Origin of the sequence: Corynebacterium falsenii (genome assembly GCF_020099275.1) — a bacterium.
GTDB lineage: Bacteria > Actinomycetota > Actinomycetes > Mycobacteriales > Mycobacteriaceae > Corynebacterium > Corynebacterium falsenii.
In genome coordinates, this window is record NZ_CP083646.1 from 2,262,128 (window position 1) to 2,274,079 (window position 11,952).

General features: G+C 64.5%; 8 protein-coding genes. 1 reads left to right on the forward strand and 7 read right to left on the reverse strand.

The features are described from left to right. Positions 1-16 precede the first annotated feature (16 nt). Together LA343_RS09790 and LA343_RS09795 are read right to left on the reverse strand one after the other, a co-directional pair. Entirely contained in the window at positions 17-2,569 is a 2,553-nt protein-coding gene (locus tag LA343_RS09790) for a hypothetical protein (RefSeq protein WP_025403149.1), read from the reverse strand. Then, the gene (locus LA343_RS09795) at positions 2,566-2,892 is read right to left on the reverse strand and encodes a helix-turn-helix transcriptional regulator (RefSeq protein ID WP_025403150.1); all 327 of its coding nucleotides are present in this window, start codon (positions 2,890-2,892) and stop codon (positions 2,566-2,568) included. Before LA343_RS09795 ends, LA343_RS09790 begins: the two co-directional genes overlap by 4 nt. A gap of 853 nt (positions 2,893-3,745) precedes the next feature. On the opposite strand from LA343_RS09795, the gene LA343_RS09800 reads away from it, so the two are divergent. Further along, positions 3,746-4,303: an antirestriction protein ArdA gene (locus LA343_RS09800; protein ID WP_025403151.1), complete on the forward strand. Its 558-nt coding sequence runs from the start codon at positions 3,746-3,748 to the stop codon at positions 4,301-4,303. 464 nt (positions 4,304-4,767) lie between these two features. Here LA343_RS09800 and LA343_RS09805 read toward each other — a convergent pair whose 3' ends face one another. The 5 genes from LA343_RS09805 to LA343_RS09825 all read right to left on the reverse strand — a co-directional run bounded on the left by LA343_RS09805 (position 4,768) and on the right by LA343_RS09825 (position 11,640). Continuing rightward, positions 4,768-5,322 (reverse strand): GNAT family N-acetyltransferase, encoded by a 555-nt coding sequence (locus LA343_RS09805; RefSeq protein ID WP_025403152.1) that lies wholly within the window; start codon positions 5,320-5,322, stop codon positions 4,768-4,770. Between the two features lie 378 nt (positions 5,323-5,700). Beyond that, positions 5,701-7,647, reverse strand: a complete 1,947-nt coding sequence (locus LA343_RS09810; protein ID WP_224209154.1) for a hypothetical protein — start codon at positions 7,645-7,647, stop codon at positions 5,701-5,703. Positions 7,648-7,999: 352 nt separating this feature from the next. Further along, positions 8,000-8,230 carry a hypothetical protein gene (locus tag LA343_RS09815; protein WP_144084502.1) on the reverse strand — a complete coding sequence of 77 codons (231 nt, stop codon included), beginning with the start codon at positions 8,228-8,230 and terminating at the stop codon, positions 8,000-8,002. Next, positions 8,217-9,764 (reverse strand): Abi family protein, encoded by a 1,548-nt coding sequence (locus LA343_RS09820; protein WP_025403154.1) that lies wholly within the window; start codon positions 9,762-9,764, stop codon positions 8,217-8,219. Before LA343_RS09820 ends, LA343_RS09815 begins: the two co-directional genes overlap by 14 nt. Positions 9,765-10,227: 463 nt before the next feature. Continuing rightward, positions 10,228-11,640, reverse strand: coding sequence for an IS1380 family transposase (locus tag LA343_RS09825; protein ID WP_025403155.1), 1,413 nt, complete (start codon positions 11,638-11,640; stop codon positions 10,228-10,230). Between the last annotated feature and the right edge of the window lie 312 nt (positions 11,641-11,952).

Here is an 11,952-nt window from a genome sequence, read left to right on the forward strand (position 1 = left end):
GTACAGGACACCCCGCCTACGCATCGCGATCACCGCCCATCGACGCGATCGACTCGCCCTCGATCTCCGGCATCACCCGGACATGGGTCTCCACGTGGCCGTCACGACCCTTGACCTGCATGTGTTCCGTGGGGACCGCGGGGGCCGACACCGGCACCGGCACCCGGGACTCCACGCGCCACGCGGCGACATTGCCGTGAGCCTTGCCGTCGGCAACGATCCGCCGACCGTCGAACCACCTGCCCGCGACCCCCTTCCACAGGCGCCCCAATTTCCTGGAGTCGAGATCCTCCCAGGACGCCCCGTACGGAGCATCGGCATCGGGATCAGCCTTCGCCGCGGCCAGCACGTCACGTGCGGTGAACCGCGGCGCCGTCTGCAGACCGGCCGCAGCTCCCTCAAGCCAGACGAGATGATCGGCCCAGTCCACGGCCTCAGAGTCGGCCGTGCGCCGCACCTCCAGAACGCCGTCCAAAAACCCGGTGAGGCCCGCCATGTGACAGATCCCGCCGATGACGCGCTGCCACTCGGTGAATCCGACGAAACCAAACCGACGCGGGTGACCGGGCTGCCCGCGGTCGTACCAGGCACGCACCAAGGTCAGCGCCGCAGCAAGGAGGTCCGCGCGATGCTCACCCACCCAGCGGTCCAGGTCATGCCGAAAATTGTCCCGGATGTCCAGATCTTCACGGTCACTGGACAGACGGATCGGCAAGATCCTCCGCACCATGTCACCGGGGATGTCGACGTTATTACCCGTCGCCGCCCACACGGAATCCTGCCGGAGACCGACGGCCTCGGACCTGCCCAGTCGCCGACCGCCCCAAACCGGCGTCGTGAGCGCCGCGGTAAGCGCGGGCGACCGCAGCTTGCACGTCGAACCATCCATGACCTCATCGAGGACGATGAGCGAGCGCCCGGCCATCAGCTCAGCCGTGACCCGCTTTTCGAGCTCCGCGTTGGTCGCCGGCGCCGCCATCACGGTCGCGGGACCGCCGTACGCCACCCGATGGACCGTCTGGATCAACGCTCCCTTTCCCACGCCGCGCTGAAGACCATCAAGCACCATCATCGGGGCCGACGGCATCGCCGAGCGCGTCAAGCACGTCAGTAAGAACGCGATCGCGTGGGTGCGATCGGCCTCGGAGGCGAAAACCCAGCCGTCGAAACCGTCCGTGCCGTCGACCTCGAAAAGCCCGTCACGCAGGAGACGCGCCGCATCTTCGATCTGCGCATCGGACGGATGCTCGGGCACCACGAGGTTCCGCACGTCATCCGCGAGATCGACGAAAACACCGGTGGCCTCATCGAACCCGTCTCGCGTGACGATCGAACCATCCTCTCGCACGACTGGCGCAGTCGACACGCGGACGACCTCAGGCAAACGGCGGCGCACGTGACCGCGGACAATACCCACCGCATCACGCTTAAGGCCCGGCACCACAACAAGGTTCCCCTCGCGATCAGTGCCGATCAGCCGTACCACGCCGAGCGCCACGCGGTGAAGGTCATCCCCGTCGACCTCGGACAACGCCACCTCGGTTCCGACCGAAACCCTCTCCACGAGCCCACCTCCACGGACGAAGAGTTTCCGGCCACCCACACGGGCCACAACGAGATCTGCGACGGCCATGCAGTCGACTTGGTGATCGCCGACCAACTCGACATCCACCCGATCACCTGCAGATTCGCGAATGGCCCGCCGCGCATCCTTGCGCCGCTGCTCCGCGCGCAGCTCCTTCAACGCCGCCGCGGAAAGATCAGCGGGCTTGTGCGCGGCACCCGCCACCAGCTCCGCCATCAGCGCGCGACGGGCATCATCATCAACCTGGCCTGCCAGGACGTCGTCGAGACCGTCCTTGCCGGCGCCGGGCACACACGCGAACGCCACAGACGTCGCGCCGGCGGCACCAGCCGCCTTGCCCAGCGCGGTCAGACCGTCGTAGACGGCGGCGTTGGTCGCGGCGTCGGCGTCGCCGACGATGACGACACGGCGCCCGGCCACAGCAGCGGCCAGATGAGGCGTCGGAGAACCGTCCGCTTTCCACGCCCAGATGCCCGCAATCCGGTAAACGGCAAGGTCATCGGCGGCCCATGCGTCGGCCGCGAGCGCCTGCTTGACGCCCTCGACCATGAGCACGGTGTCCGCGTCGTCGACTTCTCGGACCACAGGGAGCTGCGGAGGCTGTGCCCCGGAACTCCGTTTCGACGGCCCGACATACTTCAGCTCGCGGCCGGTCCTGTCCTTTACCGACCCCGGATGCGGCTTCACCTGGCCGGTCACCGTGCCGTCGCACTCCGTCATCGGATAGACCAGGGCCGGCAGCGCGCCATCGCGCTCACCGATCCACCGGCCCCACTCGGGCAGGTCGTCAACGGTCTCCGCACTGTAGACGCCGTGCCGCACGGCCACCTCCAGCGGAATTGCCGACGCGCGCAGCTCATCGACGTGCGCGGGGAGCAGTTGCCCCCGGGCACCGCCATGCGGTAAAATCTGTCCCAGACTAGGAACGATCTCGTTCGAAGGGGCCTCGCCGTTAGCCGCAGCGGGGCTCTTTTTTTCGGTCATGACGCCGCGCCCCCACGGAAGATCCGGGCGACGGCCGCGGCCTGGGCCGCGGTCATCGGAGGCGCCTCGGCCGCCGCGCGGCGCGCGAAAGCCTCGATCTCGGGCGTCAGAGCCGAGTCCGTGGCCGCAAGCCATCGGTCGAGGTCAGCCCGGCGGTACACGGGACTGCGCCCGTCGTACCGGTAGACGCGGGGGCCCGTGCCGCGATGACGCAGTGCGGCCAAAGATTCATAGGTGTGGCCGACGTAAGCAGCGGCCTCGCGCGCGAAGAGCTCGTCATCGGAAGCGCGCGTCGGAGAGGAAACAACGCGAGAAGAAGACATCAGGAGTCCTAGACATGCTGGATTCTCCCAGGGCGGGCCGCTTGTTGCCGGTTTCTCTCCAGGCCCCGTGTGGGTGCGTGTCTGCTTTACGGGAGAGGGTCTCCCTACCTGGCCGCCGTCTTGTCTTTTGTACGTGCCTTCTGTCGCTACCAGCGGGGGCCCTTAGTCCCCACCCTCCCGGGGTCGCGTTAACCGGGCAGGCGCACGAGGTGTAATACCCGGCGAAGCCCCTTGCAATAGCGGAGCCTCACTCTACACCTTATTTTACACACGCCGTAATAGATGGTCAACCAACGGCAAAATCCGGGGGCCGGGGGGTTGAATCCCGCCTGGGGGGATGCTGGGGGGATTGAAATCGGCAACCCCCCAGGCGAAAACCACGCCCCACCTGGGCTTTCACCTCGAAACTCAGGCACCGGGGGGATCGGGGGGATTAAACGCTCACCTCCCACATGTATGCGTGCGTGCGCGCACGTACGCGCACGCGAAGGCGCTTCGCGCGCACGCGCGTAAAATTTCAAAACATCCCCCAATCCCCCCAATCCCCCAGCGGCACTGTTGCCGCAGGTCAGAGCGCCGGGGCGGCGGGGAGATTGCCGATTTCAATCCCCCCAGAATCCGGGCCACCCCCCGCAAGCCTCCGGGCCTCACTTCCAGCGCTGAACCGCACTTTCCAGTGGCTACTCGAGTGGCGCCGTAGTGACCATCACCCCAGGGTCCCGCCGCTGCAACCCGCCCTCCTGCGCGTCATCGCGCACCGCCGGCGCGGCAGGGGCCGCGCCCGGGTCCGGGATTGCCGCTAATCATCATCGACCACCAGTTCGATTAAGGCGGCGCATGAAGGAGGAAGATCGTGAGTACATCCTTGTACCGCCCGGACATCGAAGCTCGAGCATGGATCGGCTGTCTGAGCTGCTACAACGCGGGCGATCTCATCGGTGACTGGTACTCGGCCACCGAGGCCGCAGACGTCACCGTCGCGGGCCTGCACGCGGGCAGCGGCATCGATATAACCGCACGCGGTTGCGAAGAACTATGGGTTTTCGATCATGAAAATATACCTGAACGCGGAGAAATGGATCCGGCCCGCGCCGCGGCATGGGGTGCCCGCATCGCAGAAGTCGACACATGGCAGCGGCCAGCCTTTCTGGCGTGGACGGGTACCGGCGCGCACGTCGTCGACGCCGACGACCTCCCCACCGTCGACGATTTCCAAGAACGCTACTGCGGCGAATGGACCCATTTCCGGGAGTTCGCCGACAATCACGTCGACGAAACGGGGATCCTCGACGGCGCCAGCGAAACGGCCCGGCGCTACTTCGACTACGACAGCTTCGCCGACGACCTCGCCCACGATTACATCACCGCTACCTGCGACGACGGCGGAATTTTTGTGTTCCGCGCCCTCTAAGGAGCACCCCGCCATGACCCTCGAAACCCCCGCCCTCATGGCCGCCGACACCGCCGGCCGTTGCCGCAGCCTCCGGCTCACCGCCCCCGTCGCCGACGTGGACAGCCGCATCCGCCGCGTCGCCGACGGTCACCTCGTCATCGCCGATCTCGCCATCGACACCCTGATCGACGTCCTTCTTGTCCTAGCGCGCCGCCTCGCCCCGCACGTCGACGATCTCAGCGACGATCTGGCCGGCATAATCATCGACCTCGATGCCGAAGCTATCGCCGTCGACGACCTCGATCATGACGACGTGACTTTTGGTGCGGCCTCTACGTCAGCCGCACGCCGATATCGCCCGGCTCATAACGACAAAACCCCGGTGACCTGCACGGTCACCGGGGGTTTTGTTTTTCACCTGTCAGGTTACATTAAACTTGAACTCGACCGAGTTCCGGCACAGACCAACCTTTTACGACCGATTACCAGGCCCGACCGCGCAGGTCGACCGCACCCACCGGCCAATCGGCGATCTCATCCTCAACCGGCAGGATCAGCAACGGCTGCCCCGGCGGGTCTTCGCGAGGTCGGCCTGACGTATCGATCGAACGCTCCGCAGCAGAGATCCGAGTCCAGCCGCACGAGGCGTAGAACGAGACCACCTCTTCACGACAGCCGAGATACCCGAATGCGACGCCATTGGCTACCTTCATCGACTCCGCAGCAGCGCCCATGAGCCGACCCCCGACGCGCTCACCCCTCACAACATCAGAGATCAGTACTCCCCCGACACCGCCAATCTCGATCTCATCACCGCCGACGGCTATCGTCCGCCTCGCCCAACCAACATGCCCGACGATCCCCCCGCCTCTCCGTGCAATGACATGAACGGCGTGAGGCGCATACCCGTACGGCATATCGGGGTCCCACTCACCGAAGTCATCCAGGTACTCGGCATCGAAGAGTCGACGCAACCCCTCGAGGTCACTGGACGTCAGTTCCTCGTGCGCAACGATCTCGATCGCGACTTCTGGCATGCCCCCAAGCCTACGGCCGTCGTCATCGTGCGTCTGATCAACATCTCGAATCGCCGACGTGCCGCTGGCCGACCTCGCGCAGGCCACCCTGAAGAGCCTCGATCAAGAGGAGTTGCAGCTTCAGAGGTTAGATCGAAAAGCGGAACTCCACCGAGTTCCGGCACATAGGTACATCTGAACACGGGGTTCACGTGCGCCCTCCCCCCCCCCCACGGTCACTGCTCGCTACTGATCAGGGGACACAGGCTCACCCTCGACGTGGGTCAGCCTGCAGGACGCCACGAAGGCGGTAGCGCGCCATCACGGCGGCAGGGAACCCGGCTGAGACGCCACATACTAGGGATCTGAAGAGGGCTCGACCATGCCAGCGGTCGGCCCCTATTCCTTCGCGAGCACGGCGTTATCCGTCAGGCAGAAGTCATCGTTGATCTTGATGATCAGCGCAACGAGTAGGCGGAGCGCTGTTAGATACGTGTGGCGGTGAACGCGGTCGTCGTCACCGTCTGCCTGTGATCCATGGAGGTAGCGGTTGCGCAGGCTAGGTCCGTTGCTGAACTCCTTATCGTTAAGGAAGTAGTTGAAGTAGCTGACCTCCGCGGCGCTGAGCAGCGTTGATCGATGCGTCAGCCATCCGGCGCTCACCATCTCGTCAATGGCTTTCTGGCCGGCCGCCGAGTGATGGAGACAGCTCGTCACCTCGCACTCCCAGAGTTCCTTGAGCACATGCAATTGTGGCGCGCTTGCAAACGCAATTCGGTCACGATCTCCGGTCAGGATGCCCTTCTCGACCAGGAAGTCGATGTTGCGCTGTTGGTACTCGTGGAACTGGTCGTAGGCGATGTCATTGGCGATGACCAAGTGCAGAAAGCTCTCTGCCTCCAGATCGCTGCTGATGTGCACCAATCCGGATTGGTCCGAGAAGAGCAGGTGCTGAATTCCTTGGATGTCTGCGTTGTTGGCAACGTAGGCGTACTTATCCACAACCTGACTCGGGATGTCGCCGTAGGAAAGCTGCTCCGATGTGATTGTCAGCAGCTCCGGGCCAACCTCGCCGTAGTCGACATGCAGCGTGAACTGCTTGAGGACGCTCTCCATCTCTGAGAACAGATGGCGGCTCTTCTCAAGGTAGGTAGCGGTCGGGCTGGAGGCGCGGTACTTCAGCCCCTTGGCACCGAACTCCTGCTCAAGGTAGTCCGTGAAGAACCAAGCGATGACCGACTCGAGCTCTATACCTTCGGAGCTGAGGAAGCGCTCGTACATCAAGGTCTGGAGCAAGGACGCCTGGTCCTGGAGCCTGAACGCCGCCCCCGTCCGGTAGTCGCCCTTGCCCGGCGTACCCATGAACCGCTCGAAGACGCCAAGTTGCGCTCCGTAGGAAGGGAGTTCCAGGAGCATGTGGTCGTTGGCGAACTGGAACAGGTGAACGAAGTTATTCAGGATAGTCGGGTAGTCGAGGTTCTCCGTGAGCCAGGTTCGACTGTAGGAGTACTTGCCAACCATGCCGTCCAAAGACTGGACGACCTCTTCGACCTGATCGGCCGAGATGCCCACTTCGCAGCCGGTCTTGATCCCCTCCGTGGACTCGAACATCTTCTTCGTGAGCGCATCTGCCTTGCGACGAGCCTTTAGCTTCAGTCGTGCATCGACGCCGGTGTTCTTGTCAGCTCGTGCGGATGCGATCAGCATGACGAAGTTGAGGTTGGGCTCTTCCTCATCGAGGTAGCGGTCAAACAGGCCACGCTGATCCGCGGGAGTGAAGCTCTTCGGAAGATGGATTGGATCCCGCCCCTCGGACTGGAGGAACTTCCGCGCAAGCAGCTCAGCATTGCGCGGCCCAGCGAGTAGCAGGGCCCGAATCTCCTGGTCGTAGGCACGCACGAGTGCCTGGCATGAGAGCAGATCGTGCGGGTGGAAACTCTGCTCTTGAAGTGCAGCAAGCACGATCGAGTCAATGCAGCGCTCGAAGACCTTGTTCTTTCCGAGGAGATCGAGGACGTCTGTGCGGTACTGAAAGTCAACGTCCTGAACGAGCGTTGAGAAGGTGGCGTCAGTCACTTTGCCGAAAAACCTGCCGATGACTTTCCGGATCTCGGGGAGGTGCGCCAGAGGCGCGTCTCGCTCTGCTTCGGCCAGGTCCTTCGGGAGAACTTTGTGTTCTAGGAACAACGCGAGATGATGCAACTCAACGATGTCGTTTATGCCTTGATCGCCACGAGTAGCATCGAATTCACGGACGAGCTCTAGGAGGCGGTCGGCCTGCCAGAAGGTTCCGTAGTCGCTGAGGCCGAAGAACTTCAGTCTCTTCTCTGGTCCGCTTTCCGACACTCGAATCTCCCTCCCGGTAGGCGTCACTCTATACAGTTCGGGGGCGCCTAGTGGCACGAATTTGAAGTTGTTGCCTGATCGTCCAGCAGTCCCCTTGGGCGGAGCCGTCGTCCACGTCGATCGTTGCGCCGGCTCCTCGTTCTGTCGTGGAAGCGAGCCGAACTAGCGGCGCATCACCCCGAGGCGGACACGACCTACGTCTCCATGGGCATAATCCCGCGCCCCATCGGGCTCCTCCCCACCGCGGAGCGGCGCACGACGGACGATGCACAACTACGGGGGTAGGTCCCTTGCAAAAGCGCCGGGCACTAGTCCTGACTCAACACTCGACAAGAATCATCAACGAATCTCACTAGTTATTGAAACGGAACTCCACCACGTCGCCGCAGTTAGCGAACGTCTGAAGACTGTCACCTGATGTGCCGGCCACGCACTCGGGCGCGAAGCCGACGTCGATAGCCTCGAGGTCGCCGTACGACTGTCCTTGACCTCGGCCAGCGCCTTCCTCCACCTCGACGCGAGTCAGCTCGCGGATGGGTCTTCGTGCCCCGGCACTCCGACACGTAGCGTTACTCGCACGCATTGCCCCGGTCAAGGTCGTGCGGCACGACGAAGCTGCGTATGGCGTCCGCCTCGTCGATCGCCGCGGCGAACTCCTCCTCGGTGGCCGAGCTCAGCAGCTCGAGGGGTGATCGGTCCGAGCCATCCGCGCCATGGGGCAGGTCCGGGTGCGGCGTCTGCCACCAGTCCAGTAGCGCCCTGGCGACGTCGGTCGGATCCGAGCCTCCGCAGGACCGGGCGAGCGCCTGGTTGATCTCGGCAAGCGCGTCGATGATCTTCCCGTCGCGGAACTGGAAGGCCGGATAGAACTTTGTCCCTCCGAGCTCGACCTCGATCACGACGTTGTGCTTGAGGTAGGTCCGCAGCAGGCTGCGCTGGGCGGCCTTCTTCGCGCGCGCCGCCTGCGCCGGGGTACGTGTCCGCTCCGCGTCGATCACTTCCGCCCCCGTCAGCGATGCGCGGGTCTCGGCGGCGGTCATGCACTCGGCTCGGTCGAGCAGGCTCGCGGCCATCATCGGTGAGCGGTCGAGCGCGAAGGCCCGATCCCAGATCGGGCTGCTCCTCCAACTGTCGGGGAATCCGAGCTGCTCCATGCCGAAGCCGACGGTGCGGGACTTCTCTTCGACGAAGTCGGCCAGGTCCACGACGTCGCCCTTCTCCGGCGCGATGCTCAGCAGGAGGTGGCGCAATACGAGCAGCACTCCGTAGAGCCTGTTGTTCGTCCCTTCTTCCGCGAGCGACGCGAGCAGGTCGTCGGCGTCCTTTCGAGCCTGCCCCGGCGCGTCGATGAGCACATCGAACGCGCGGTTCCACACACGGCCGTAGTGGGCGCAGATGTTCCGCACGTTCCTGAGGTTGTTGAGCCAGTTCCCGAGAGCGCCGCGATCTCCGTGGCCGTCGGCGGTGCGGACCTGGAACCGTGCCGCGAGGATCTCCTGGTCGGGCTGCAGCATCAGGTCGTAGAGGCTGCTCAGCACTCCGAAGGACATCACTTCTGTCGCGACCCAGATGGGCAGGTGCGGACCGTACTGCTGGCGGAAATGTACGACGAAGTCGCCCCGGGCGCGCTGCTCGTGCCGGTCGTACTCCTCGAGCCACTCGCGGTAGGCGGCGGTCGGCTCGGGCGGCGCGCCGGGATCTTCCTGCCTCGTCGCGCCGAGCGCCCAGGGGTGCCTGTGCGCGAACGCGTCGATCCTGCCGAGCCGGTGGCCGATGAAGAACCGGAAGGCCGTCTCGACGGTACCGAGGACGTCGCCGAGGCGCATGCGCAGCTCGTGGTCGAACTCGTACAGCGAGACCACGTGCGCGAGGCCGGTCCCGGGCACGAACGTGTCCAGGCGGATCTCGCGGTCCTCTTCGTCGAACCGGGGCGCAGGAGGAGCGGGCCGGTCACGGTAGAGGTGCCAGTAACCCGAGAGCCGGTAGTAGCCGTATCGCTGCAGGACCTCGGCCGCGTAGGCGTTGTCTCCGCAGTCCATGCCGCGCCCGCGCAGCCGGCGGATCTGCTCGGGGACCGTGAGGAACGGCTTGGCGTAGGTGCTGTTCGGGGTCGTCACGTGCGCATCGTCCTGGTGTCCCCGGCACCCGGGGGTAGAAAGAGAACAGGCCCGCGTCTCATCTAGAGAAGCGAGCCTGTCGTGTTACTTCGAGGATACGGGTTCCACCTGCGCAAGTCAAACACTGCTCGGTCGCTCAGCGTCGGCAGCTCCGGGCACTGCTTGCCCCGGCCACGACCTCGGTGCTGGAACCAACGCGCTGGTGAAGCGCCCTGGGTTCCGTTAGGGAGGCAGTCGGCTCCTGCGGAGGTTCCGCAGGGGCCGGTTAAAAGCGAAGGTCAGCGCCATTAACCTCGATGTTTCATGGGGCTGGTGAGCGGGGTGGGTCGGCGTCGTTGCCGGTGTTGAGCTGCTGATTCTGGCATTCGGGTATGACAGATCGTCGCAGTGTCCGTTGCAGGCGGTCGGGTTCCACTCCCGAGAAGAGGAGCTGCTGGTCGTAGGGGCGGGTGGTCTCGCCGGGTTAGGTCTGTGCGACGGTGGTGCGGAGCCGGTTGACGCCGGTCAGGCCCCTCACGGCTTCGGGTGCATGTTCGGCGAGGTGGAGGACCTTGTGCCGGGCGCGGCGCACGAGGGTCGCGGGGATCTCGAACAACCGCGCGCGGAGCCGTTTGGGTTCCCATTTCCTCGCGTCGTGCCTGGTGAAGGCGATGGTTTGCATCCAGGCGACGAGCTCGGAGGCGAGTTGGATGATCTGGCACCAGATCTGGTTCTGCGCGAAGCCCTGCAGCGGGAACTTCTCAAGGCCCATGTCCTTGGCGTTACGGATCCGGTCTTCGCAGCGTGCACGGCGACGGTGCCGCAGTTCCAGGACGGGAAGCTGGCCGCGCGGGGAGTTGGTGGCGAACGCGGTGATGCGCATCCCCTCGTGATCGGTGATCCGCAGCTGCGCCCCAGGATGAGGACGTTCCTTCCGCACGATCACCCGCATCCCGGGCGGCCAACCCTGAAGATCCAGCAGCTCGGTCAGCTCCGCCACCCATGTCCCCTCGCGGATCCCCTCGTCCTCGCTGTCGTAGGCGGGGGTCCACGCCTTTGCCTCGTCGATACGTTCCAGTAGGTCAGGCGCGTTCGCAGGCAGGGTGAACCCGACCGAGTAGGCCAGACGCTGCCGCTGGAGCCAGGCCAGGAAGTCTTTGGTGCCGCCGGCCCCGTCGGTGCGGATCAAGATCTTCTTCGATCCCCGACCACCCCGAGCCAGCAGGCCCGCAGGCAGCTGGGCCAGAGCGTCACGGGTGACGGTGATGTGATCAGCGGCCGTGTTCGAGCCGGCGTTGCCGGGGCGCAGCTGGATCGCCAGTGGTTCCCCGGTCCCGTCGCTGCCGTGGTCAAGGAACGCACACAACGGGTGGTATCCGAAGCCGCGTTTGAACGTCGGTGCGGCCTGCTCCTTCTCACTGTGGGCGGTGATCAGGGTGGCGTCGAGGTCGATGACCAGCGGGCTCTTCACGCTCGCCCCCACAGTCGGAGAATGGTCTCCGGCCAGGGCCCAGGCCTGTTCACGCGCGGCCCGGCGGGCTTTCGAGATCGCCTCGATCACGGTGGGCGCGTCCTGGGCGAGGGTGGTGAGCGTGCGGGAGATCGTCGGGGCCGAGGCGACATTACCGAACAGGCCCGGCTCGCAACGCAGCAGATCAGTATCCGAAGCATGCTCCCCGCCGATTGCGAGAGTGAGTGCGAGGTCCAGCAGGACCTTCGCCGCGTGGTGCTCGGCCAGCGGCTTCGTCCACGGAGCCAGTGCTTCCCGCAGCGAAGAGGCGAGGCCGGTGGCGTGGATCGCGTCGGTCAGCAGCACCGCACCAGCATGCGAGACCGCTGGAACCGGGGCGATGTCCACGCGCGGGCGGGGGTAGAAGAACAAGGTAGGGTGGGACACTTGAAAGGTGCTCCTTCCAGTGGATGGCTACGAGCTTCAACACCCCGTATCATCCCAGGCCAGGAGCACCTTTCTCTATGCCTCCCACCCATCGAGACCATACCGCTATGAAAACTCGAGGTTAACGCTCAGCAACTGATGGTAGATCGAAACTCATCCGTCGACCCCAACAGGAAGCCGAGAAGGTAAAACCCCTGGTCAGACGACCTTTTTAGACGTTGAACCTGAATTCAACCACATTCCATATCCTTATAACGTCTCGAGCGATGTGCATACACACTCCAGCTCACAGTGTCCTGCAAACTCGCTGCG

Bases quoted from the DNA above. Each gene is read 5' to 3' on its own strand.
- LA343_RS09790 (WP_025403149.1), bottom strand. From the start codon at position 2,569: ATGACCGAAAAAAAGAGCCCCGCTGCGGCTAACGGCGAGGCCCCTTCG.
- LA343_RS09795 (WP_025403150.1), bottom strand. From the start codon at position 2,892: ATGTCTTCTTCTCGCGTTGTTTCCTCTCCGACGCGCGCTTCCGATGAC.
- LA343_RS09805 (WP_025403152.1), bottom strand. From the start codon at position 5,322: ATGCCAGAAGTCGCGATCGAGATCGTTGCGCACGAGGAACTGACGTCC.
- LA343_RS09815 (WP_144084502.1), bottom strand. From the start codon at position 8,230: ATGCGTGCGAGTAACGCTACGTGTCGGAGTGCCGGGGCACGAAGACCC.